This window comes from Saccharopolyspora soli (assembly GCF_022678645.1).
Lineage (GTDB): Bacteria > Actinomycetota > Actinomycetes > Mycobacteriales > Pseudonocardiaceae > Saccharopolyspora > Saccharopolyspora soli.
In genome coordinates this window covers 133,293-158,195 of sequence record NZ_JALBWV010000006.1, presented here as the reverse complement: position 1 = coordinate 158,195, position 24,903 = coordinate 133,293, and the positions used below count along the sequence as shown (strand labels likewise).

Below are 24,903 nucleotides of genomic sequence, written 5' to 3'. Positions count from 1 at the left end.
CGAGTCCGGCGCCACAGGGCGAAAAGCCTTCGGAAACCTCGACACGGTCCTACCTCACCCTCGCCCGATTCCATCGTTCACCGCGCGCTCCCGCACCCATCAGCCGAACGCCGTCATCATGTCGATCTTCGCCGCTATCGCAGACTCCTCCGGTGTCGTGAGGACCTTGGGTCGCTGGGTGAGGGAGCCGTCCGGGTTCCGGGGAACTTCGACCTCCTCGAACTTCAGCTTCCAGCAACCCAATTCTTCGTCGTAGCGCTTCTCGGTGCACAGCAGGGCAATTCCCGGCGGGGCGATCGCTTCGTTCTCGGAAGCCTTCTTGGCGAAGAAGGAGACATCGCGGAACGAATGCCCTTCGATCTCCATGTGAACTTCAGTTCCCTTGCCCGGCTCCAACAGCGGTTCGCCTTGCGAAACGCTCGTGAAGCCGTGCTCGATCGTGACATCGCCCTCGGCGTACTGGCCGACGATCTTGTCGATGTCTCCACCCATCATGACTCGATGGAACACCTGGTTGTCGGGCAATTCGACTCGCGGCAGCTGGTTCAGCGCGGACACCGCGCAACGGATGTGCCCGTCAAAGCGCCGCAACGCGTCGACGTCACCCTCACGCAGCGCCTGGTTGATGGGGCCGTACGAATGCCACGCGGTGTAGCCCCGAACCCCCATCGCCTGGTCAAACCCGATCGCTTTCAAATCGGGGTGGCTGTCGACGATAGCCCGGAAGCCGTGGATGTCCTTCTTCCACTCGCCTGGCGGGTACATGTGCTGCATGTGCATTGCGTCCTGCTCGGTGGCTCGGAAGTCGGGATTGGCCACGTAGTCAGGTGCGAAGTACGGCTCATCACCCGAGGCGAGCTCAGTTGTCAGCGAAGGCCGGTCGTGCTCGTCGGAATCGACGTCGTGGTCGGACGGCTCGGGATCGTGGTGTGAGCTCTCGCCATCCACGTCCTGCGTCGACGCATCTGCGTCGGACTGCCCGGAGGAGGACGAATCCGGCCTGGGGTCCGCTGCGTCGAACGGGCTTCCGCCATCCGCTTCCCGCCACTGCGGCGCGGGGTTCGTGGAGTCGCTTGGGCTCCGGCCGCCGGCCTCCGCATCCAGGTCTCCTTGCTGGCTGCTGGGCGTCTGCGGCGGACCGCTGACGTCGGCGGTTGGCGTGTTGCCCCGATTCGGCGGGCTATCCAGACGCGGGCCGCTGACATCCACCGGTGGCACTGTCTGGCGTGGCGCGGCAGGCGCTTGGCGCGGGCCGCTGACCTCCACGGGCGGCGGTGCCGACGGGCTCGGACCGGTCGGTGCCTGACGCGGCATGCCACGCACATCGACCGGCGGCGGGCCCAGCGGTCGTGCGGATGGCGGTGCAGGCTGCTGCGGCGTGCTCGGAGTTTGTCGGGTTGGCGGGGGCTGCGGCGTTCCCATCGCCGAGCGCTGCGGAGCAGGCGCGTGCTGATCCGATGAGGCGGGACGGCTGCGGGGCGCAGCGTGCGGTTGCTCCATCGGCAGCCGCGGCGGTTGCCGTCCTGCGGCCGGTTGCTGATGGATGCCTTGCGGCTGCTGCCCGGCGTGGGGGGATGCGGATTGCTGCGGTTGCTGCCAGCCCGACGGCAGATGCGATTGCGGAGCTGCAGGTTGCTGCGGCTGTTGTCCGGCGTGCGGGGCGGCAGGATGTTGGTAGTTCGGGTGTTGCGGGGCCTGCGCGGCAGGTTGCTGCTGCATCGGCAGTTGATGCGGCGCTTGCTGGGCAGTCGGTGGGTGCTGTCCGGGTTGCTGGTGTGGTGCGTATTCGGTTTGTGCAGCTGTCGGCTGAGGTGTCTGTCCGTGCTGCGGGGTCTGGTGGAACGCAGGTGGGGTGACCGGGGCGTCGGAGACGAAGTGGTTGGTTTTCGGGTCGACGTGGCCGAGCGGTTCCCACTGGTGCGTTTGGGAGTTGAACCGGCCCAGGTCGTGGTAGCCCGCCGAGTCGAGGTGGACCGGGATCCAACGGTTGAACTCGTCGGTGCGGCCGTGCGGGATCCACGCACCGTTGCGGTCGTAATGCCCGTTGGGCACCAGATTGCCGTTGGCGTCCGGATGGCCCGGCACCCACCGACCGACGTTGTCGACCTGTCCGTGCGGAGTCCACTTGCCGAAGGCGTCGTACGAACCGTGCGGCACGAATTCGCCGGTCGGCGAGAGATGCCCCTGGATCTGCGTGCCGTAGGCGTCGGGTCGGGAATGCCAGCCGCTCCAGGCGGGGCCACCAGGCGGTTGGAACTCCTTGGGCGGTTGCTCGAACCCGCGTCGTTGGGCGGCGTCGGCGTGGACTCCGCCGCGGTCCCAGGTTGGTTCGTGGCCTGGTGGGAAAGGGCTTTCGTGGGTTGCTCCGGTGCCGTTCGGGCGGAAGCTGGTCCACTGGCCGGGTTCGTCGAAGCTCGGTTGCGGCGTGCCCGAGGCGCCTGGGTCGAAGCTGGCCCGGTCCTTGCTGGCGTAGAGGTTTCCGTAGTTGTCGACCCAGGCGTCGGTGTTCGGGGCGAGCACCTCGACACCGAGTTCCTTCGACAGCTGCTGGGCGAAGTTCGGGCTCCCGTCCGGCAGGTCTGCGCCGGTGCGGCACGACAGCAGGCGGATCGGTTCGCCCGGCGTGTATCCGGGCGAATTCCGGATGATCTCGGCGAGTTCCTTCGCATTCAGGTCCTTGTCGCCGAGGCGGACGCCGGTGGGGCTGCCGTGCACCTCGACGGTGAACCGCTTCGGATCCACCGACGGCGTCGGCATCCGGTTCATGTGCGGTTTGAAGCTCGGCCCTGCCGAGTTGCCGAGCATCGACAACCCGGCAGGGCTCGGCTTGATGTTCCGGTAGTAGTCGCCGAGCTTCTCCCGGAGGTCGTCGGAGAGCTTCGGCGGCTGGGCCGGGACGCCCACGTTGCGGTGGTGCAACGTCGGATTCTCCGGGGGCTGCTCGGCGGCCATTGACTCCGGTGTGCAGCGTTGCGGCGCTTCCGGGTCCGGGGTGCTCGGGCTTTCCGGCTTCTGGTGGTAGCCGAGGGACTCGGCGCGGATGCGGGCGTCTTCGGCCATCCGCTGCTGCCAGCCGGGGCCCCAGTGCTGGACTCCTTCGCCCTTGACGTGTGTGAAGGAGTCGTGGCGCACGGGTGCGAATTCGTGCCGGTCGGCGTGACTAGCGGGCGGGGTCGTTCGCGGCACGTCCGGCCGGGCCGGGCCGTCTACGCGGAGCGCGGCATGCGGCGCGTCAGCATGGGGGCGCATGCCTTGCGGCGTGGCTTGCGGGCGGGGCCCAGCAGGGTCGTTCGGGCTGGCAGGTGCTTCCGGTTGCCGCTGGCGGGGCGCACCAGGACCGGCGTCCGTCCGTCCATTGCGGACCGATCCGTCCGGGCTCCGGCGGGACGAGCCGCTGGGGCCTTCCGGGCGGGGAGCTGGGTTGTTCGGCCGGGGCGGAACATCCGGTCGCGCCAGTCCGCCCGGCCGAGCCGGGCCATCCGGCCCTCCGGGCCGTCCCGGCCCACCCGTCGCCGCCCCTGCGGGGCGGGCTGGTCCGCCCGGCCGGTGCGGCGCGTCCGGCTGCGCCGGTCCGCGCCTGGCCGGGCTCGCGGGCCGCCCCGCGCCCTCCGGGCCGCGCGGTCGCGGCGCTTCCGGGCTGCGCCCGGCAGGAATGCTTCGCCCGGCTGCGCCGGGGCTGCCGGGTGCGCCCGTCCAACCACCCGAGCCGGGACGGCCTCCGCCGCGCGAGGACGGCGGTGCGCCACCCATCGGAACACCGGTGGCACCGCCGCCTACGGCTCCGGAAGCGGGCTGGTCAGGACGCGGCGACGGCGCTCCTGGGGCAGGCGGGGCGACGCCCGTCTCCGGTCGAGCCGGAGCGTCCACGCTGGCAGAAGAGGTGCTGGCCGGACGGTTCGGCACATCCGGACCCTGCGGCGCTGCGGAGCCGGCGGAAGCAGGCGCACCCGATGGACCACCGCCGCCGGAAACCGAACCACCGGAGGGCGAACCGTCGGAGACGGAGCCACCCGAGCTCGAACCACCAGCGGAACCACCGCCCAAGCCGGGAGAGCCGTCCGACGCCGACGCGACATTGGCCCCCGGACCGCTGGCACCACTGTCCACTGAGGACGAACTGCGGGGCACATCCGCCGAGCCCGAGGTGACGTCGGCCGCCCGCTCGGATTCCGGCGCAGCCGAACCAGAATCTGTGCCACCGCGCGGCGAATCCGAACCAGGACCACCCGCCGACGAACTCGAACCAGGGGCCGAGCTGGGACTGTCCGCAGCACCGGAGCCGCTTGCGCTGCTCGACGACGCGGAGCCCGAACCCCCGCCCGCGGAACCAGAACCCGACCCAGCACCGCTGCCCGAAGGACCAGCACCGGACCCATCGCCGGAAGATCCCGATCCAGCCCCACCACTGGAGCTGTCGCCCGAAGAGCCGGACCCGGCACCCGAACCGCTGCCCGGCGCGTCAGGGCCGCCGATCTTGGCGTCGTGCTTGCCGACGACGTCGGTGCCGAAGGTGTCGTCGAACTTCTGCCAAGCCTTTTCCGCGACCTTGTCGGAGAGTTTTCCCGCGACGTCGAACTTCTCCGCGACGTTGCCGATCTTGCTCGCGCCGGTGCCGACGCCGTCGGCGGCCTTCTTGCCGAGCTTGCCCAGGGCTTTCATGACATCGCCGAAGACCTCGACCAGTTTGGCCAGCTTCGGTGCCACGTTGCTGATCGTCTTGACCAGCTTGGTGACGACATCGGCGATCTTGCTGACCGTCTTGGCGATGAACGCGACCGCCTGCGGCACCACCCACGCCAGCGAAACCACCGGTGGCGCAAGCGCTTCCAGGGCGTAGGTGATCAGCCGGGAGATGCAGTCGGCGACCAGGTCGCGGACGAACTCGCGGACGAACGAGACGACCTCGCCCATGATCGTCACGACCGTGCTGATCGTGTCGGCCAACTCCGAAGCGCCGCTGAGGGCTTCGCCCTTCTCGGCGGCGTGCTTGCGGTAGGCGTCGCCCGCCGCGCCGGTCCAGTGGGCGGTGTCGGCCTTGACCGCGTCGTTGTACTGGGTCGCGGCCTCACCGACCGCCTTGGCGACGTTGGCCCAGGTCTCCCCGTACGCCTTGACGCCGTCGGGGTCACCGGCGAACCAGTCCAGCGCCTCCTTCAGCGGCTCGACGTGCTCGATCAGCCAGGACAGGCCGTAGGACAGCAGGGTGCCGATGGGGTCGACGGCCATGCTGACGACTTCCATCGCCAACCCGCCGTAGGCCAGTCCGGCCTCGACCCAGCTGGAACCGTCGTTGAGGCTGGTGACGTCGTTGATGGATTCGGCGATGCCGATTCCGGTGCCCCATCCGGCGTCCCCGGTGCCCGCGGTGAGCGGTCCGGGCCCGTCCGGATTCTGCTCCTGCCGCGCGACGAGCGGGTTGCTCATACCTCGATGCCGCCGATCATCGAGCTGTTGTTGTCATCGACGGACTGGTATTCCTCGGCGGCCCCGCGCACGTTGTCCGCGACCTCCTGCATCGCTTCCACTGCCTTGCGCAGCGTCTCGACGCCGTGCTGCTCCACCGGATCGATCATCCAGGCGAACGGTCGGCACAGGATGCCGTAGGCATCGTTGTCCAGCGAAACCTGTTGCGACGCATCCACGGCGACGTTCAACTGGTCGACCACACCATCCACTTTGGACGCATGGGTGCGGAGGTTCTCAATGACGACGTTCATCTCGTCGGGCATCGCGGAGGGCCTCTCGGGTCAGGCTCGGCACAGTCAGCGCAGGAAGGAGCCGCCGCTGAGGTCGTCGTCGAAGTCGTCCGGACGGCGACGCGACGGCGGCTGCTGGGGAGGATTCGGGGGCTGGCGGCGTTGTGGTTGGTCGTAGTCGTCGTCAACGCCGAATTGCATTTCCTGCACACCAGCACCGCGCTGCTGCGGAGCGTCCTCGTCCTCGGGCGGCTCCGGGAAGTACCTGCGGGCCTGATCCACCACGTGCTGCGCGGCGGAATCGTCGAGGCCGACGGTGTCAACCACCGCCTGCTGCATCAGCTCAGGAATCTTCGCCTGCGCCGCCTGCACCGTGCGCATGATCTCAACGGACAACCTCACCATCGGACGGTTCCCGGCGCTCTCCGCCAACTGCAGATCCTGCAAGATCCCAGCGGAACTCACGGTCACCTGGATCGCACCATCCCGCGACGACTCCGTCACCGAGATCTGCTCGATCTCCTCCTGCATCCGGGCGAACTTCTCGGCCTTCTCGGCCGCCTGTTCCTGCCACTGCCGAACCATCCGCTCAGTGGCACCGATGTCCGCGCCGAAGCCCTCCGACACACATCCCCCCGACTGCTCCGCCGCGCTGGCGGCAGCACGGTCCCCAGCGCGGATCACTCGATCTTGTCCTGCGGCGGGAACGGTATCAATCGCGCGCCGAGGCCGTGCCGGATCAGTCGGATTTCAAGTGTCGTGACGATCACCAACAAGGCAGCGGCACCCCCAGCCGAGTGGGACTCAGCCACGGGTGCCGTATCTCCTGACCTGCGCTCCCAGGGGCTATCGTCGCGATGTTGATTCGCACGAGTAGTAATGGCCGCTCCTACGAGTCGACACCACTCGCGAATGCCGCGACGCGATCAGCGTCGCGGGACGCTGCGTTGCGCGGTGACGCCGAGCCGGTTCCAGGCGTTGATCGACGTCGCAGCCCACACCAGGGCGCTGAGTTGTTCTTCGGTGAACGCCTCGGCGGCGTCTTCCCAGACGTCGTCGGGGATGCCCGCTGGCAGGTTCGTGACGGCCTCGGTCAACGCCAGGGCGGCGCGCTCCGACTCGGAGTAGAGGTCCGCCTCCCGCCAGGCGGCCAGCAGGTCGAGCCGCTGCTCGCCCACCCCCTGCTTCCGCGCCTCCGCGATGTGCATGTCCAGGCAGAACACGCAGCCGTTGAGCTGGGACGCCCGGATCTTGACCAGTTCGCGGACCTCGGGGTCCAGGCCCGCCCGGTCGGATTCCTCGGTGACCGCCGCCTGGAGCGCGAACATGGCGCGACTGGCAGCCGGGCTGGTCTTGTGCAGGTCGATTCGCATTCCACTCACACTCCCAACGTACGAGCAACCGGACCATCGAATTGGTCCAGTTCTCAGCCACTTCCGTGGTCCAGTTCGACGCGTCCCGACCTCGCCCGCCCGGTCCCGGCCAGCGATGTCCGGGTACGTGCACCTGGGACGACGGTAGGGTCAATTGCTGTGACAGCCGGATGGTCCACTTCGTTGGATCTGCACCTGGACTGGGTGGGCCGACCCGACAGCCGCAAGCTGGCCGAGTCGCTGCGCACCGCGATCCGCGACGGCCGCCTCCCGGCGGGCAGCCGCATTCCGTCCACCCGTGCGCTGGCGCACGACCTCGGCGTGGCCCGCGGCACGGTTACCCGCGCCTACAACCAACTGGTCACCGAGGGTTTCCTGCTGTCCCGCCAAGGCGCGCCGACCACCGTCGCCGAGCGGCTGGCGAGCCCGGACCCGGTGACCCTCCCGGCTCGCCCGCAGACCCCGGCGGCGCGCTGGGACTTCCGCCCCGGCCGACCGGACCTGAGCTCCTTCCCGCGCCGGGACTGGCTGGCGGCCAGCCGCCGCGCCCTGCAGACGACCGAGCCCGGCGACCTCGACTACGGCGATCCGCAGGGCCATCCCGCGCTGCGCGAAGCCCTCACCGACTACCTCGCCCGAGTGCGCGCGGTGGCCACCGCAGCGGAGCGGATCATCATCTGCAACGGCTACACGCAGGCGTTATCGCTGCTCAGCAAGGCCCTGTACGACCAGGGGCTGGACGTGATCGACTTCGAGGACCCGTCCCTGCCGCACCTGCGCGCCATCCCGGCCAGCCTCGGCATGGCGGTGCGGGGAGTACCCGTCGACCGCGACGGCATCGACATCACGCGGCAGCACAGCCGGGCCGTGGTGGTCACCCCGGCGCACCAGTTCCCGCTCGGCATCACCATGAGCTCGGCCCGCCGGATGGAACTCGTCCAGCTCGCCAAGGCCGAGGACCGGCTGATCATCGAGGACGACTACGACGGCGAATTCCGCTTCGACCGCCAGCCCATCGGCTCGCTGCAAGGCATGGCGCCCAACCACATCGCCTACGCGGGCACGGCCAGCAAAACGCTCGCACCTGCCCTGCGGCTCGCCTGGCTGGCCTTGCCGCCGCGGCTGGTGGAACCGGTGCGCACGCTCAAACAGCACAGCGGACTGCACGCCCCGCTGTTCGAGCAGCTGGCCTTGGCGGAGCTGATCCGGTCGGGCGCCTACGATCAACACGTCCGCCGATCGCGTGCGGTTTACCGGAAGCGGCGGGAATTGCTCCGCGACGCGCTCAACGACATGCGCGCGAACCACCGGCCGTACCCGGCCGGGATCTCGGCGGGACTGCACATCACCCTGCAGCTCGACCCGGAGGGACCGACGGAGCGAGAAGTGCTGATTCGGGCGCGGAAGCACTCGGTGGAACTGGAGGTGCTCGGGCCGTACTGGGCGACGCCCGGCGAGCACCCGCCCGGCGTGGTCATCGGCTACGCCGCCCCCGCGGAGCACGCCTTCCGCCCCGCACTGCAAGCATTGGTCGCCGTTCTCCAGCGGTGACCGATCGAGCACCACATCCGCAACGCACAATGGGGAACACCTGTTCTATCCTGGTTCCCCCGCCGTGACACACAGGAGACAGAGTTGACCGAAGAACAGACCAACACCGAGCAGACCGACCAGACCCAGGCCGAGCAGGCGGCGCAGCCAGCAGCCGACGGCGAGGTCGCCGACGCAGCGCCGAAGAAGCCGCGGGCCCGCAAGCAGAGCGCCGCGAAGAAGACCCGCACGGTCGAGCTGACGCTGACGGTCACCGGCACCGCTGACGGCGAGTGGCAGGCCGACCTGATGCACTCGGGCAAGCGCGTCGTACAGGGCCTGCCGGTCGCGGCCGCCGCGGTTTCCAAGGCTGCCGCCGAGCTGCACCAGGACATCTCCGACACCATCGAAAGCGTGCTGAGCGCCGCCCGCGAGCAGCACGAGGCGAAACTCGCCGAGCTGGAAGCCGAGGTCGAGCGGGTCCGCAAGGCCCTCGCCGAACTCGAAAGCTGAGCGCCGCAACCACTTTCGCCGGACGAGCACTTGCGACTCCTCGGGCGTCACCCGGAAAACCTGGGTGGCGCCCGAGATTTCGTCGCCCGCCCTTCTTGGTCGGCGCGCGGGTCGAGGCATGCCGTGTCGGCCCCTCGACGACACGGCATGCCCCCCAAGTCCGGACCCGGTTTGCTCGGACGCCGACCGAACTACTGCACAGTAGGGTGCGCAGTGCGAGACTTCCAGATTCACCGGGAGTACCGCAACTCCCGCACCTGCCGGTCGATCAAGACCGCTGCTCAGGCGTTTCGACGATCGCGAACCAAGTCTTCCCGGCGATTCATCAAGGGCCACGCGCATTGCGGACCCAATTCGCGCATCGCCCGTTCGGCCCACTGACGATGACCAGCCAATACGCGAGCGGCGCCAGAGGTTGGGCCAACTCTGGGATTTCCTCGCTACGGACTCCAGATACGCCTGCCGATCAGCGATGATCGTCGATCAGGACCAATCGGCACTGGGCTGAGGAGGCCAGCATGCCAGCGGATCTGGACGACATGCAACGCAAGTTGGCGGCGCTCAAGGAGGCCGGTCGCCGCGCCGAAGAGCAGATGGGCGACTTCGGCCGGATGCGCGAGCAGATCAGCGAGTTGCAGGCCACCGCCACCTCAGAGGACCGTTCGGTGAGCGTCACCGCCAGCGCCGGTGGGGTCACCGGAATCCAGTTCACCCAAGACGCGCTGCGCCAATCACCCGCGCAGCTGTCCAACACGGTGCTGGGCACCTTGCAGCAAGCGGTCGCCGAGGCCGCCCGCAAGCAGGCCGAAATCGTGCAGGAGTACGTGCCGGACAGCGATGTTCTCGAACGCATCCTGCGCACCCAGGACGAGCTGTTCGGCGCCCAGGTCGAGCGGCCCCAGGATGCCCCGGCCCACGACGACATGCCGGATTCCTTCCTCGACGGCGGGAGATGAAGATGCCCGGCTACAAAGCACCCGCCGAGGCGATCATGCGTTGCGGCGACAACGTCGACCGCATGAACGCCGATGCCAAGTCCATAAAGGACAAAACAGCGGCGGCCGAAGTCCCGGAGGTCTCCTGGGGCTTGCTCGGCCTGGCCACCACCTACAGCTCCTACCGCGAGCTGCTGGAGAAGTTCAAGCAGCACCTCGACGAGACGGCCGAAGGTCTGAGCAAAGCGGGCGCGGACCTGGCCGCGTGCGGCAAGGAGTACCAGAACGCCGACCAGTCGATCGCCGACATGTTCAGCAAGATCTTCAGCGACCTGGGCAAGGGCGCCGGTGACGGCCGTCGCGGAGGAGGCGGTTCCTGGTGACCAGCAATGCGGAAGCGATCAGCGAGAACAGCGCGCTCAACCCGACCGCTTCGCCGGTCGACGGCTCGGCGTTCGGGAAGTTGCCGTTCGTCAAGGACATCATCAGCGCCGACGAACACGCCGGGCAGGGCGACGTCGAAGCGCTCAAGGGCGACATCGAGAGCTACCTGTCCAGCGCGACGAGTTTCGCGTTGGACCCGATGAGCTTCCTCATCGGCACCGGCGTCGAGTTCGTGATCAACTTCGTGGCCCCGGTGCGGGACGCGATCCAACTGGTCACCGGCGACAGCGAAGCCCTGGCCAAGGGCGCGGAAGCATTCGCCGGGGTGAAGGGCGAAATCGACCAGCTGGCCGAGAACCTGACGAACACCCTGGACACCGAACTCAACGGCTGGGACGGCGAAGCAGCCGACGCGCTGCGCAAGAAGATGGCCAAGTTCATCGAGGGCGTGCAGGCCACCGGTGGCCAGGCCAACAACCTCTCCCAACTGCTGCAGATGAGCGGCACCATGATGGAAGCGGCCGAGGGCGTCATCAAGGGCATCCTCGCCGACTTCCTGACCTGGGCGATCACCACCTGGATCACCGCGACGGCGACCGCGGGCCCGACCTTCGGCGGCTCGGTCGCCGCCGCGACGGCGGCGACCACCGCGGAAGCGGGTATCACCTGCGCCCGCGCCGCCCAGCAGATCCAGAAGATCCAGAAGATCACGGCGATCATCGACAAGATCATGAAGGTGATCACCATCATCAAGATGATCATCGACGCGATCCGCATCTACGAGAGCGTCCAGCAGATCACCGACGGCAAGCCGGGCGGCGACGGCGGCAAGAGCCCGGCTGACATCGGCAGCAAGGTCCTCGGTGGCACGAAGGAGGAACTGGGCGACGGCAAGGGAATCGCCGACCAGGTCGCCAAGGGGGACATCGAAAAGGCCAAGGAGGACGGTTACGCCGTTGACGGCGACGGCGATGTCGCCAGGATCAACCCGGACGGCTCGCACACGAAGGTCGACAGCAACGGCGACCCCATCGTGGACCCGAGCACCGGACGAACCAGCACCAGCCAACCCGCCGACCCGAGCTACGGGAAGAAGGAAGTCGGCTGGTCCGCCCTGAACAACCTCGCCGACAGCACCGGCTCAGCGGCGGACGCCCTGGAAAAGCAAGCCCGGGAAGGCGGTTTCACGGAAGTCCCACCGGACAAGACGATCAGCGGCAACCTCGACTGGTAAACCACCCGACCCAGTGACGAGTGAGGGGCACCCGTGCCCCAGTTACTTGGTCACGGGTGCCCTTCACCTCGAAAAGATCACTCGAAGGGGACTTGGAGTTGGGGTAGTGGGACGTGTTGGCGGTCCGCTTCGGCGGCGATCGGGTCCTGGTAGGCCGCAGGTGGGATCCAGCGCAGGATCTCCTGGGCGATGCCGAAGAGGCTGTCGAGCACCGCGGTGTCCTCGAAGTTGCGTCCGGACCAGACGATGACCTTGCGGCCGGAGAGCCGGAAGTAGACCTTGCCCAGCGTGGTGTTGGATGCCGGGCCCAACCCTCCGCCGTAGAGCCACTGCGTCCGCTCCACGGTCACCACCGAGCGGACGAACTCCGGCGGCGCGCCGGAGACGTGGTAGCAGTGCAACGCGGCCGGTCCGACGTCCACGGCCTCGCCTTGGAAGATGTCCTTGGACCGGTTGAAGCTGAACAAGTCAGAGACGTCGTCCAGCTTGTCCCGCTTCTCGTCCACCACAAGTTCGGGAACCGGCGATGGCAACTCCAGGACCACCACGCCGCAGGTCGACACCTTCTGCTTGGTGGTCGAGGTGCTGACGTACGTCTCCGTGCTGGCCGAGTAGTACGAACCAGCCGCACTGGACTGCTTCGAGGTGAAGTCGATGTGCACCGCCATCGCGGACATCCCCTGGTATCGCCCGGCCAGCAGGATCGGCACGGACTTGCGCCGGTACTTGTGAAAAGGCGCCCCGGGCAACTGCTCCAACACCTCGCCGGGCACGTTCCAAGCAACCCGCCACCCGAGCCGCTGAGCCCACGCCACGACCGGAACAACCGGCTGTCCAGGGTGGTTCATCCCCACCTCCCGCCGCCGCACACGCTAACGGCTCAACCCGACACAACCAAGCACCCGGGGCGAACCACACGATCAAGTGATGAGTGAAGGGCACCTTCGACCGGCTAACTCGGTCAAAGGTGCCCTTCACCTCGAAGAAATCATCCGAACGGAACCCGAAATAGCGTGCTTGACCGGGTTGAGGGACTTTCGGGCGGGACGCTGCCCGGTACGTTGAAACCCATGCCCAGCAACGACATTCCAGCGGAGTACTGCGCTCGGATGCAGGTGATCGTCGACCGGACCGGCCCCGCGATCCACCGCACCCTGAGCGAGTTGGATCCCGAGAACTGCGTCGAGTTCGAACGCGAATTCCACCAGGCGATGGCGGAATCCGACGACGACTTCGACCTGGACCGCGTCCAGAAGGTCATCAACCGCTATTGGGCTGTTGCGTGTGCCGCCGCCAACCCCGCCCCCTACGTCAACGAGGTACTCGAACGCATCAAGAACGGCGATGAATCGGTCTTCGGCGAAGAGTGGCGCCCGCAAGCTGACGGAACCAACCACGTATACCGCAGGAATGCCGAGGGGAACTGGGCCTTCTCCCACGTGCTTCGGCCTGGGGATCAATGATGCCGCGCTACGACATTCGTTGGTGTTCGGAGGCCGAACGGGTGCGCGACACTTTGCCCAACGAGGTACTCGCCGCATTGAAGACGTTCGTGGCAGGGCTGGAGGAAAACCCGAAACAGGGCACGTACAACAAGAAGTTCGACTACTACTCGGCCGATTTCGAGTACGGCTTCGTCCACTATGCGGTTGTTGACCAAGTACTGAAAATCCTCATGCTTCGCATCACGGCCATCTACTGATCGGCATAGAAAAGGGCCCCTGTCCGGAGGAGTCGGACAGGGGCCCTTTGGTCAACTTCAGCGGTAGTCGCGGCCGAAGTCGTAGTCGTCCAGCGGAACTGCCGCACCGGTGCCGGTGCCGAACACATCCGGGGTGTAGTAGCTGTCGTCGTAGGACGGGATCGCGTATGCCGCGGCCCGCGCCTCCTCCGTCGGCTGCACCTGGATGTTGCGGTACCGGTTGATGCCCGTACCAGCCGGGATCAACTTACCGATGATCACGTTCTCCTTCAGGCCGACCAGCTTGTCACTCGCGCCCTCGATCGCGGCGTTGGTGAGGATGCGGGTCGTCTCCTGGAAGGAGGCCGCCGACAGCCACGACTCGGTGGCCAGCGACGCCTTGGTGATGCCCATCAGCACCGGACGGCCGGACGCCGGGTCGCCGCCCTCGGCGACGACGCGGCGGTTCTCCGCCTCGAACTGCGAGCGCTCGACCGGCGAACCGGGCAGGAACTCGGTGGCACCCGAGTCGATGATGATGACCCGCCGCAGCATCTGCCGGACGATCACCTCGACGTGCTTGTCGTGGATGCCCACACCCTGCGAGCGGTACACCTCCTGCACCTCGCGCACCAGGTGCAGCTGGGCCTCCCGCGGCCCCATCACGCGCAACACCTCGTGCGGGTCAACCGCACCTTCCAGCAGCTGCTGGCCGACCTCGACGTGGTCGCCGTCGGCGATCTGCCGCTCGGTGCCGTCGACCGAGATCGCCGCGAGCCGCTGCCGCTTGGACAGCTTGTCGTAGACGATCTCCTCGCCGCCGTCGTCCGGAATGATGGTGATCTTCCAGTAGCGGTCGTTGTCCTCCAGCCGAATCCGGCCCGAGGTGTCGGCGATGGGCGCCTTGCCCTTCGGGACCCGCGCCTCGAACAGCTCCTGGACACGCGGCAGACCGGTGGTGATGTCGTCACCGGCGACACCGCCCTGGTGGAAGGTGCGCATGGTCAGCTGGGTACCCGGCTCACCGATCGACTGGGCGGCGACGATGCCGACCGCCTCGCCGACGTCCACCAGCTTGCCGGTGGCCATCGAACGGCCGTAGCAAACCGCGCAGACCCCGACACCCGACTCGCAGGTGAGCACGCTGCGGACCTTGACCTTGGTGATGTTGGCGGCGAGCAGCTTCTCGATCGCCGGGTCACCCAGGTCGGAACCGCGGGCGAGCACGATGTTGCCGTCGGAGTCGGTGACGTCCTCGGCCGTGGTCCGGGCGAAGACGCTGGTCTCCACGTGCGCGTCGCGCAGCAGCTTGCCGTCCGGCAGCAGCTCCGCGATCGGCATCTTGATGCCGCGCTCGGTGCCGCAGTCCGGCTCGCGGACGATCACGTCCTGCGAGACGTCCACCAGACGACGGGTCAGATAACCCGAGTCGGCGGTCCGCAGCGCGGTGTCGGCCAGACCCTTGCGGGCACCGTGGTTGGAGATGAAGTACTCCAGCACCGACAGGCCCTCGCGGAAGTTCGCCTTGATCGGACGCGGGATGTACTCACCCTTCGGGTTCGACACCAGACCGCGCATCCCGGCCAGCTGGACGACCTGGGTCATGTTACCGGCGGCCCCGGACTTCACGATCATGCTGATCGAGTTGTCCTCCGGGAAGTTCGCCTCCATGGCCTCGGCGACCTCGTCCTTGGCGGCCGTCCAGACCTTGACCAGCTCCGCGTTGCGCTCCTGGTAGGACAGCGCGCCGCGGCGGTACCGCTTCTCGACCTGGTCCGCCTTGGCTTCGTAGTTGTCCAGGATCTCGGTCTTGGCCGGTGGCACCACCACGTCGGTGATCGACACGGTCACCCCGGAGCGAGTCGCCCAGTGGAAACCGGCGTCCTTGAGCTTGTCCAGGGTCTGCGCCACGGTGACCATCGGGTACCGCTCGGCGAGGTCGTTGACGATCGCGGCCTGCCTCTTCTTCGGCAGCAGGTCATCGACGAACGGGTAGTCCTCGGGCAGCAGTTCGTTGAACCACACCCGTCCAAGGGTGGTCTCGGCCAGCCACGGCTGACCGGGCTCCCAACCCTCCGGCATCTGGGACTTGTTCGGCACCACGTCGCGCAGTCGGATCTTGATCTTGGCTTGCAGGTCCAGCACACCGCGGTCGAAGGACATGATGGCCTCACCGACCGAGGAGAACGCCAGGCCCTCGCCCTTTGCACCGTCCACCTGACGGGTCAGGTGGTACAGGCCGGTGACCATGTCCAGTCGCGGCATCGCCAGCGGCCGACCGGACGCGGGCGAGAGGATGTTGTTGCTGGACAGCATCAGGATCCGGGCCTCGGCCTGGGCCTCGGCCGACAGCGGCAGGTGCACCGCCATCTGGTCGCCGTCGAAGTCCGCGTTGAACGCCTCGCAGACCAGCGGGTGCAGCTGGATGGCCTTGCCTTCCACCAGCTGCGGCTCGAATGCCTGGATGCCGAGGCGGTGCAGCGTCGGAGCGCGGTTGAGCAGCACCGGGTGCTCGGCGATGACCTCTTCCAGCACGTCCCACACCTGCGGGCGCTGGCGCTCCACCATCCGCTTCGCGGACTTGATGTTCTGCGCGTGGTTGAGGTCGACCAGCCGCTTCATGACGAACGGCTTGAACAGCTCAACCGCCATTTCCTTCGGCAGACCGCACTGGTGCAGCTTCAGCTGCGGGCCGACCACGATGACCGAACGGCCGGAGTAGTCGACGCGCTTGCCGAGCAGGTTCTGGCGGAACCGGCCCTGCTTGCCCTTGAGCAGATCGGACAGCGACTTCAGCGGCCGGTTGCCCGGACCGGTGACCGGACGCCCGCGACGACCGTTGTCGAACAGCGCGTCCACGGACTCCTGCAGCATCCGCTTCTCGTTGTTGACGATGATCTCGGGAGCCCCGAGGTCGATCAGTCGCTTGAGGCGGTTGTTGCGGTTGATCACCCGGCGGTACAGGTCGTTGAGGTCGGAGGTGGCGAACCTGCCACCGTCGAGCTGCACCATCGGCCGCAGGTCCGGCGGGATGACCGGCACGCAGTTGAGCACCATGCCGCTCGGGTCGTTGCCGGTGGCCTGGAAGGCCGCCACGACCTTGAGCCGCTTGAGCGCGCGCAGCTTCTTCTGGCCCTTGCCGCTGCGGATGGTCTCGCGCAGCAGCTCGGCTTCGGCGCCGATGTCGAAGGTCGACAGCAGCGACTGGATGGCCTCCGCGCCCATGCCGCCGGTGAAGTACTCGCCGTAGCGGTCGTAGAGCTCGCGGTACAGCAGCTCGTCGGCGATCAGCTGACGCGGCTCCAGCTTGGTGAAGGTCTCCCAGATCTCGTCGAGCTTGTCGAGCTCCCGCTGCGCGCGGTCGCGCAGCTGCTTCATCTCGCGCTCGGCGCCTTCCTTGACCTTGCGGCGCTGGTCGCTCTTGGCGCCCTCGGCCTCCAGCGCGGCCAGGTCGGCTTCGAGCTTCTGGGCCCGCGCCTCCAGGTCGGCGTCGCGCTGGTCGGCGACCCGCTTGCGCTCGACGCTGATCTCGCTCTCCAGCGTCGACAGGTCGTTGTGCCGCAGTTCGGTGTTCACCGAGGTGATCACGTAGGCGGCGAAGTAGATGATCTTTTCCAGGTCCTTCGGGGCGAGGTCCAGCAGGTAGCCCAGCCGGGACGGGACGCCCTTGAAGTACCAGATGTGCGTCACCGCGGCAGCGAGCTCGATGTGCCCCATCCGCTCGCGGCGAACCTTGGCGCGGGTGACTTCGACGCCACAGCGCTCGCAGATGATGCCCTTGAAGCGAACCCGCTTGTACTTACCGCAGTAGCACTCCCAGTCGCGGGTCGGGCCGAAGATCTTCTCGCAGAAGAGCCCGTCCTTCTCCGGCTTCAGGGTGCGGTAGTTGATGGTCTCGGGCTTCTTGACCTCGCCGTACGACCACTGGCGGATGTCGTCGGCCGTGGCGAGGCCGATGCGGAGTTCATCGAAGAAGTTGACGTCAAGCACGTCGGGTCTTCTCCCTTGATCGAAAGGTACTGCCGGGTGGTGGCGGCAGCGGTGCCAGGTTGGGTCGGCTCGCCGGTCCGCGAGATCGCTCCCGCGGACCGGCGGCGAGGATTAGTGCGCGATGTCGTCGACCGACGGCGACTCGTTGCGGGACAGGTTGATGCCGAGGTTGGCCGCGGCGCGCTCCAGGTCCTCGTCCTCGCTGTCGCGCATCTCGATGGCCGCGCCGTCGCTGGAGAGCACCTCGACGTTCAGGCACAGCGACTGGAGTTCCTTCAGCAGCACCTTGAACGACTCCGGGATACCCGGCTCCGGGATGTTCTCGCCCTTGACGATCGCCTCGTAGACCTTCACGCGGCCGACCACGTCGTCGGACTTGATCGTCAACAGTTCCTGCAGCGTGTACGCGGCGCCGTAGGCTTGCATGGCCCAGCACTCCATCTCACCGAAGCGCTGACCACCGAACTGCGCCTTACCGCCCAGCGGCTGCTGGGTGATCATCGAGTACGGCCCGGTGGAACGGGCGTGGATCTTGTCGTCCACCAGGTGCGACAGCTTGAGGATGTACATGTACCCGACGGCGATCGGGTACGGGTACGGCTCCCCGCTGCGGCCGTCGAACAGCTGCGCCTTGCCGTCGGCGCCCACCATGCGCTCGCCATCGCGGTTCGGCTTGGTGGAGGCCAGCAGGCCGGTGATCTCCTCCTCCCGCGCACCGTCGAAGACGGGGCTGGCGGTGTTGGTGCCCGGCTCCACGTCGTAGAGGTCGTCGGGCAGCCGCTTGGCCCAGTCGGCGTCGCCGTCGATGGACCAGCCCTGCGAGGCGATCCAGCCGAGGTGCGTCTCCAGCACCTGGCCGATGTTCATCCGTCGCGGCACACCGTGGGTGTTCAGGATGATGTCCACCGGGGTGCCGTCGGACAGGAACGGCATGTCCTCGGCGGGCAGGATCTTGCCGATCACACCCTTGTTGCCGTGCCGACCGGCGAGCTTGTCGCCGTCCTGGATCTTGCGCTTCTGCGCGACGTAGACCCGCACCAGCTGGTTGACGCCCGGCGGCAGCTCGTCGTCGTCCTCGCGGTTGAACACGCGGACGCCGATGACCTTGCCGGTCTCGCCGTGCGGCACCTTCAGCGAGGTGTCGCGGACCTCGCGGGCCTTCTCGCCGAAGATCGCGCGCAGCAGCCGCTCCTCCGGGGTCAGCTCGGTCTCGCCCTTCGGGGTGACCTTGCCGACCAGGATGTCGCCGCCCTGCACCTCGGCACCGATCCGGATGATGCCGCGCTCGTCGAGGTCGGCCAGCACGTCGTCGGAGACGTTCGGGATGTCCCGGGTGATCTCCTCAGCACCGAGCTTGGTGTCGCGCGCGTCGACCTCGTGCTCCTCGATGTGGATCGAGGTGAGCACGTCGTCCTGCACCAGGCGCTGGGACAGGATGATCGCGTCCTCGTAGTTGTGCCCCTCCCACGGCATGATCGCGACGAGCAGGTTCTTGCCCAGCGCCATCTCGCCGTCTTCGGTGCACGGCCCGTCCGCGACGACCTGCCCGGCCTCGACCCGGTCGCCCTCGTTGACGATCGGCTTCTGGTTGATGCAGGTGCCGTGGTTGGACCGGGAGAACTTCTGCATCCGGTACGACCGGCGAGTGCCGTCATCGGCCATCACCGTGATGTAGTCGGCGCACAGCTCCTCGACCACACCCGCCTTCTCAGCGGTGATCACGTCCCCGGCGTCGACCGCGGCGCGCAGCTCCATGCCGGTGCCGACCAGCGGCGACTCGCTGCGCAGCAGCGGCACCGCCTGGCGCTGCATGTTCGCACCCATCAGGGCGCGGTTGGCGTCGTCGTGTTCGAGGAACGGGATCATCGCGGTCGCGGCGGAGACCATCTGCCGCGGCGAGACGTCCATGTAGTCGATCTCGGTCGGTGCGAGCAGCTCGACCTCGCCACCCTTGCGTCGACCCAGCACCCGCTCGTCGATGAAGTTGCCGTCTTCGTCGATCGGCGCGTTGGCCTGCGCCTTGACGTAGCGGTCCTCCTCGTCGGCGGTCAGGTAGTCGATCTGGTCGGTGACCCGGCCCTCGACGACCTTGCGGTACGGCGTCTCGATGAAGCCGAACGGGTTGACCCGCGCGAAGGTGGCCAGCGAGCCGATCAGACCGATGTTCGGGCCTTCCGGCGTCTCGATCGGGCACATCCGGCCGTAGTGCGACGGGTGCACGTCGCGGACCTCCATGCCCGCGCGCTCCCGGGACAGACCACCCGGACCGAGCGCGTTCAGCCGCCGCTTGTGCGTCAGACCCGCGATCGGGTTGGTCTGGTCCATGAACTGCGACAGCTGCGAGGTGCCGAAGAACTCCCGGATCGCCGCCGTGATCGGGCGGATGTTGATCAGGGTCTGCGGAGTGATCGCCTCGACGTCCTGGGTGGTCATCCGCTCCCGGACGACCCGCTCCATGCGGGACAGGCCGACCCGGACCTGGTTCTGGATCAGCTCACCAACGGTGCGGATGCGCCGGTTGCCGAAGTGGTCGATGTCGTCGACCTCGACCGGGACCGTCGCGCCCTCGCCCTGGCCACGGGCGGGCATGTCGGTCTCGGCCGCGTGCAGCCGGACCAGGTACTCGATCGTGGTGACGATGTCTTCCTCGGTGAGCACCCCGGTCTCGTACGGCATGCCGAGGCCGAGCTTCTTGTTGACCTTGTAGCGGCCGACCCGAGCGAGGTCGTAGCGCTTCTCCTTGAAGAACAGGTTCTCCAGGAGCGTCTGCGCGCTCTCCTTGGTCGGCGGTTCGCCCGGCCGCAGCTTCCGGTAGATGTCCAGCAGGGCTTCGTCCGTACCGGCGGTGTGGTCCTTCTCCAGCGTCGTCATCAACGTCTCGGAGAAGCCGAACCGCTCGCGGATCGCCTCGGCCGTCCAGCCCAGCGCCTTCAGCAGCACGGTGACCGGCTGCCGACGCTTGCGGTCGATGCGGACGCCGACGGTGTCACGCTTGTCGACGTCGAACTCCAGCCACGCGCCGCGGCTGGGGATGATCTTGACGCTGAAGACGTCCTTGTCCGTGGTCTTGTCGACCGACTGGTCGAAGTAAACACCGGGGGAACGGACCAGCTGGGAGACCACCACCCGCTCGGTGCCGTTGATGATGAAGGTCCCCTTGTTCGTCATCATCGGGAAGTCACCCATGAACACCGTCTGGCTCTTGATCTCGCCAGTGGTGTGGTTGGTGAACTCCGCGGTGACGAACAGCGGGGCCGCATAGGTCATGTCCTTGTCCTTGCACTCCTCGACGGAGGCTTTGACCTCGTCGAAGCGTGGATCGGAGAAGGACAGCGACATCGATCCGGAGAAGTCCTCGATCGGGGAGATCTCGCCGAGGACCTCCTCAAGACCGCCAACCGGATTCTCCTCGCCGGCGTCGACCCGGCGCTGGAACCAGGCTTCGTTACCGACAAGCCATTCGAAGGACTGGATCTGCAGGTCTAGCAGGTTCGGCACGTTCAGCGGCTCGCGGATGTTCGCGAACGAGACCCGCTTGGGTGCCCCAGGGATCCCCGACGTGTAGTTGGAAGCTGCAGAGACCTTGGTCGCGCGGGAGACTGCCAAGATGCGTCCTTCCGGGACTCTGAACTGGCTACAGCCGCGGCAGTGAAAGTAGCTGGCGGGCCCAGTTCACTAACACGGCTGTCAAGGGTGCAATGGCGCCACCGATCCTACGGCCCGGTGCAGGGCAGACGGAAAGTGGGCAGCGCAAAGTAGCAGTCTAGCCGGAACGACGCCAGCTGTCGAGGGGGCCCACCGACGGCGGCCCAGCCCCGTGTTGAGGACCAGAGTGAACCCGCGCGCGCCCGCAGTCAAGAGATCACGCTTCGATCACCCTCGTGGCGCAAGACACGATCACCTGACGTGATCGTGTCAGACATGGTTTTCCCTGGTCAAAGACCTACTTCCGGGTAGGGTCAGCTACCCGGGAACGCCCCGCCCAACACCCCGCCGAACGGCCCTTGACAGGCCCGCGCCGACCCGCTGGAACTGGTGACGGATACCTCAACATCCGGGATCGGCGTCCCTATTCCCGAGACGACTCGGCCGAACGGAGTCATTCCGCCGAACCCCGGCGTGCACAGCGCGCGTTCATATCGGTACCCGCAGTCATCGGAGGTGAATTCGATCTCGGATCTGTGTCGCGTGGCGATCCTGAGTAGCAATGGTGTTAACCACGACCGTTGTTACGCGCGGGACGAGTATTTTCGCGTTCCGAAGCCCTAACAAATGGTGCCGGTGGGCACAACTGTCCACCAGCCCGATCTCAGGTAGTACACGCGGGCTATTCGACGATCGCATCCGTCGGTAGCGTGATACGACCCACCGCGTCCCGACGCAGGTGCCCCGGGTGAGCTCTGGCCACAGGAGTAACGACCGATGACAGACGATGCAAGCCGCGCGAGCGAGCGGTTCCGCGGGCTGCAACGTTGGACTGGAGGGCAGGACCGCGGCGGCTCCCGCTCAAGTTGGTTCGCCGAAGAATCCGACACCGCCGCACCACCGCCGGAAACTCCCGAACCCCGCCGCAGCGCCGAGCAGCGCTATGCCGATGCCATCGCGGCGATGAACAAGATCGTCACGACGTTCGACTTCGACGAGCTGCCCTGGGTGACCGAGGTCTTCCGCACCACCGCGGGCGTGCTCAACGACACGCACCCGGCACGCGCGGGCGTGCTCAACAACCTCGGTAGCGCCGCGCAGCTGACCCATCTGCGCACCGGTGAACTGGACGACCTGGAAGACGCGATCACCTACTACCGCGCGGCGACTGCGGCAGCGCACAGCAGCGACCGCGATCGGATGCTCTACCAGTGCAACCTCGCGTTGGCGCTCACCGACTTCGCGGCGAAGACCAACAGCGCCACCGCCGCCGCGGAAAGCGTGCAGATCGCTCGGGAGGCCGTCGAGCAGACGCCGCGCCGCGACCAGCGGCGGGCGATGGCGCTGATCCGGCTGGCCAACGCGCTACGGCTGCACGCCAGGCTGGCCGACGCGCCGGAGTCCGACGAAGAGTCGATCGACGTGTTCCGCGAAGCCGCCCGGATTTCCCCGGCCCGCGAGGCAGCGACCTCCGAACTGCTGGTCAACCTCGGTACCGCGCTGCTGCGCCGCTACGAACGCGGCGGCGTGGTCGAAGACCTGGACGAAGGCATCAAGCACCTCGGGTCCGGCGCCGGGGCGCTCGCCGACGGCGAACCACGGCGCGCTGCGTTCTGCCACCTGGCCAACGCGCTGCGGCTGCGGTTCCGGCAGAGCGGCGATCTGGCCGACCTCAACTCGGCGATCAGCGAGCTGATCGGCGTGCTCGGGGTGCTCGACAGCGGGCATCCACTGCTCGGCACCGCTGTCTGGAACCTCACCGCGGCGACCGTCGAGCACGTCGACGCCACCGGCGAGGCGAGCCAGTTGCGCCGGGTGCTGCGGCCGATCGCCCCGGCAGTGCGGGCGATGTCCACCGACGACCCGAGCCGCGCGATCGCCCTGACCGGTTACGCAACCCTGCTGCGCAGGCATTTCTCGCACGGCGCGGAGGCCAAGGTGCTCGACACCGCGATCACCGCCGGGCAGGCCGCCGCGGATGCGGCGACCGCGGCGCGGCGCGGCGCGGTGCTGAACTCGTTGATCACCACGTTGATCACCCGATTCGAGCACAGCGGCGACAGCGCCGACCTGGATCGCGCGGCGGAGCTGGCGCGCGAAGCGGCGAAGTCGGAGGGGCCCGACGCAGAGCCCACCGCGTGGACGCAGCTGGGCATCGTCTCGGCGCACCGGTTCCGGCTGACCGCGCGGACGCGGGACATCGAAACGGCGATCGAGCTGTTCGACCAAGCGCTCATCGCGATGCCGCTGGAAGCGCCCAACCGCGCGAGCGTGGCGATCCACCTCGGTCGCGCCCTGCAATCCCTGTACCAGCGCAACGGACGCCGCCGCTACTACCGCTGGGCGCGCAAGGTGCTCACCGAGGCCGCGGAGCAGCCCAACGCCCCCGCCGACCAGCGCCTTCGGGCGGCTGGCTTGTCCGGCCGGATCGCCGCGCAGGCGCATCGGTGGTCCGAGGCGCTGGAATCGTTCGGCTTCGCGGTCGAACTGCTGCCGCTGGTCACCCGAGGCAAGCGGGTGGTCGCGTCGCCGACCGCGCAGCAGCAGTGGGCGTTGATCGCGGCGGACGCCGCGGCGTGCGCGCTGGAAAGCGGCGAGCCGGAGCGGGCCGTGGCGCTGCTGGAGCACGGGCGGGCGGCGATCCTGGCGGACTTCCTGCCCACCGGCGGAGAACTCGGCGAACTGCACCGCACCCACCCGGACCTGGCGGATGAAGTGGTCCGGTTGCGGCGGCTGCTCGATCGCCCGGTGGAGGAATCGACGCTGGCCGACTCCGACGACCGGATGGGACTGGCGCGCGCCTGGGACGAACTGCTCACCGAAGTTCGCCGGGTGCAGCCGAACCACCTCGGGATCAAGCCGTTCGCGGAACTGGCTGGCGCCGCGCAGCACGGGTCGGTGGTGCTGGTCAACCTCAGCCGCTACCGGTCGGACGCGCTGGTCGTCATCGCGGGCCGGGTGCTGACCGTGCCGCTGCCCAACGCCGCGCCGGAAACCGCTGCCGAACAGGCCGCCGAGATGTTGACCGCCGCCCAGCAGGACGACCACGGCGCGGTGGCCGACGCCCTCGACTGGACCTGGCACCGCATCACGCGCCCGGTGCTGGAACGGATGGGCTACCTGAGCGTGCCGGAACCCGGAGCCCGGTGGCCGAGGATCTGGTGGAGCGCCCTCGGTGCGCTGGCGTTCCTGCCGGTGCACGCGGCGACCGCGAAGACGGGTGAGTCCACATTGGATCGCGTCGTGTCGTCGTACACGCCGACGCTGGGATGCCTGCTCCGCGCAGCGCAGCGACCGGTGCCGGACAACGGCACGGCGCTGGTGGCGGCCGGTTCGGCGGAACAGGTCGCGCGGGAACTCCCGCCGCAGAACCAGATCCTGGCGCAGTACTGGCCGTCGGCGGAGATCGTGTCGGTGGAGAGCACCACTGCGGCGGAGGTGCTGCAGATGCTGCCGGAGCATCCGTGGTTGCACGTGTGCGAGCCGAGCTCGCAGTTCCCGGCCCAGCCAGCGGCGGGCCTGCTGCTGGACCGGGAGGCGCCGCAGCGGCCGTTGGGGCTGGTCGAACTGGGCCAGATCGCGCTGGACCAGGCGGAGTTCGGCTACCTGGGCCAGTGCGCGACAGCTGCGGACGCGCCGTGCGCGGCGGCGGTGTCGTTACCCGGCGCGCTCGGCTTCGCGGGGTTCACGCACGTCATCGGCACCCTGTGGGAGATCGACGAGGAAAGCGCGGTGCAGGTGCACGCCGACGTCTACGGCGAGGTGTTCGGCGGCGAGGAGTACGACACCGACCGCGCGGCCTACGCCCTGCACAACGCGACCCGCCAACTCCGCGCCCAGTACCCGGAAGAACACTGCCTCTGGTCCGCCCACGTCCACATCGGACCGTAATCCACCACGAACGACGCCAGGTGCGTGCGTG

16 protein-coding genes are annotated in these 24,903 nt (G+C 67.8%); 8 read left to right on the top strand and 8 right to left on the bottom strand.

Features of this window, described 5'->3' with window-relative positions:
• Positions 1 to 99: 99 nt before the first annotated feature.
• From MOQ72_RS06755 to MOQ72_RS06740, 5 genes are all read right to left on the bottom strand, one after another.
• Positions 100 to 5,424 (bottom strand): DUF8616 domain-containing protein, encoded by a 5,325-nt coding sequence (locus MOQ72_RS06755; protein WP_277953646.1) that lies wholly within the window; start codon positions 5,422 to 5,424, stop codon positions 100 to 102.
• A complete protein-coding gene (locus MOQ72_RS06750; RefSeq protein WP_242181238.1) occupies positions 5,421 to 5,729 on the bottom strand; it encodes an ESX-1 secretion-associated protein in 309 nt (102 codons plus the stop codon). Before MOQ72_RS06750 ends, MOQ72_RS06755 begins: the two co-directional genes overlap by 4 nt.
• A gap of 33 nt (positions 5,730 to 5,762) precedes the next feature.
• Entirely contained in the window at positions 5,763 to 6,380 is a 618-nt protein-coding gene (locus MOQ72_RS06745; RefSeq protein WP_242181237.1) for a YbaB/EbfC family nucleoid-associated protein, read from the bottom strand.
• Positions 6,377 to 6,508, bottom strand: a complete 132-nt coding sequence (locus MOQ72_RS44350; RefSeq protein ID WP_277953645.1) for a hypothetical protein — start codon at positions 6,506 to 6,508, stop codon at positions 6,377 to 6,379. Before MOQ72_RS44350 ends, MOQ72_RS06745 begins: the two co-directional genes overlap by 4 nt.
• A 114-nt stretch (positions 6,509 to 6,622) precedes the next feature.
• Entirely contained in the window at positions 6,623 to 7,069 is a 447-nt protein-coding gene (locus MOQ72_RS06740) for a carboxymuconolactone decarboxylase family protein (RefSeq protein ID WP_242181330.1), read from the bottom strand.
• Between the two features lie 159 nt (positions 7,070 to 7,228).
• Here MOQ72_RS06740 and pdxR point away from each other — a divergent pair, with 159 nt between their 5' ends.
• The 5 genes from pdxR (at position 7,229) to MOQ72_RS06715 (ending at position 11,665) form a co-directional block, all read left to right on the top strand.
• The gene (gene pdxR, locus MOQ72_RS06735; protein ID WP_242181235.1) at positions 7,229 to 8,620 is read left to right on the top strand and encodes a MocR-like pyridoxine biosynthesis transcription factor PdxR; all 1,392 of its coding nucleotides are present in this window, start codon (positions 7,229 to 7,231) and stop codon (positions 8,618 to 8,620) included.
• A gap of 84 nt (positions 8,621 to 8,704) precedes the next feature.
• Positions 8,705 to 9,112, top strand: coding sequence for a DUF6319 family protein (locus tag MOQ72_RS06730; protein WP_242181233.1), 408 nt, complete (start codon positions 8,705 to 8,707; stop codon positions 9,110 to 9,112).
• A gap of 518 nt (positions 9,113 to 9,630) precedes the next feature.
• Positions 9,631 to 10,068, top strand: a complete 438-nt coding sequence (locus MOQ72_RS06725) for a YbaB/EbfC family nucleoid-associated protein (protein ID WP_242181231.1) — start codon at positions 9,631 to 9,633, stop codon at positions 10,066 to 10,068.
• A gap of 2 nt (positions 10,069 to 10,070) precedes the next feature.
• Positions 10,071 to 10,430: a WXG100 family type VII secretion target gene (locus tag MOQ72_RS06720; protein ID WP_242181229.1), complete on the top strand. Its 360-nt coding sequence runs from the start codon at positions 10,071 to 10,073 to the stop codon at positions 10,428 to 10,430.
• Positions 10,427 to 11,665: a WXG100 family type VII secretion target gene (locus MOQ72_RS06715; protein ID WP_242181227.1), complete on the top strand. Its 1,239-nt coding sequence runs from the start codon at positions 10,427 to 10,429 to the stop codon at positions 11,663 to 11,665. The genes MOQ72_RS06720 and MOQ72_RS06715 overlap by 4 nt, the downstream gene beginning before the upstream one ends.
• 77 nt (positions 11,666 to 11,742) lie before the next feature.
• Here MOQ72_RS06715 and MOQ72_RS06710 read toward each other — a convergent pair whose 3' ends face one another.
• On the bottom strand, positions 11,743 to 12,513 hold the full coding sequence (locus MOQ72_RS06710) for a hypothetical protein (protein WP_242181225.1): 771 nt from the start codon (positions 12,511 to 12,513) through the stop codon (positions 11,743 to 11,745).
• Between the two features lie 222 nt (positions 12,514 to 12,735).
• Between MOQ72_RS06710 and MOQ72_RS06705 the strand changes: the two genes are divergently transcribed.
• Both MOQ72_RS06705 and MOQ72_RS06700 read left to right on the top strand, forming a co-directional pair.
• Positions 12,736 to 13,128 carry a DUF6247 family protein gene (locus MOQ72_RS06705; protein ID WP_242181223.1) on the top strand — a complete coding sequence of 131 codons (393 nt, stop codon included), beginning with the start codon at positions 12,736 to 12,738 and terminating at the stop codon, positions 13,126 to 13,128.
• Positions 13,128 to 13,367 (top strand): hypothetical protein, encoded by a 240-nt coding sequence (locus MOQ72_RS06700; protein ID WP_242181221.1) that lies wholly within the window; start codon positions 13,128 to 13,130, stop codon positions 13,365 to 13,367. Before MOQ72_RS06705 ends, MOQ72_RS06700 begins: the two co-directional genes overlap by 1 nt.
• Before the next feature lie 57 nt (positions 13,368 to 13,424).
• Here MOQ72_RS06700 and MOQ72_RS06695 read toward each other — a convergent pair whose 3' ends face one another.
• Positions 13,425 to 17,336 carry a DNA-directed RNA polymerase subunit beta' gene (locus tag MOQ72_RS06695; protein ID WP_242181219.1) on the bottom strand — a complete coding sequence of 1,304 codons (3,912 nt, stop codon included), beginning with the start codon at positions 17,334 to 17,336 and terminating at the stop codon, positions 13,425 to 13,427.
• A 111-nt stretch (positions 17,337 to 17,447) separates the two neighbouring features.
• Entirely contained in the window at positions 17,448 to 20,942 is a 3,495-nt protein-coding gene (gene rpoB, locus MOQ72_RS06690) for a DNA-directed RNA polymerase subunit beta (RefSeq protein ID WP_242181216.1), read from the bottom strand.
• 816 nt (positions 20,943 to 21,758) lie between these two features.
• Between rpoB and MOQ72_RS06685 the strand changes: the two genes are divergently transcribed.
• The gene (locus MOQ72_RS06685) at positions 21,759 to 24,872 is read left to right on the top strand and encodes a CHAT domain-containing protein (RefSeq protein ID WP_242181214.1); all 3,114 of its coding nucleotides are present in this window, start codon (positions 21,759 to 21,761) and stop codon (positions 24,870 to 24,872) included.
• Positions 24,873 to 24,903: the final 31 nt, after the last annotated feature.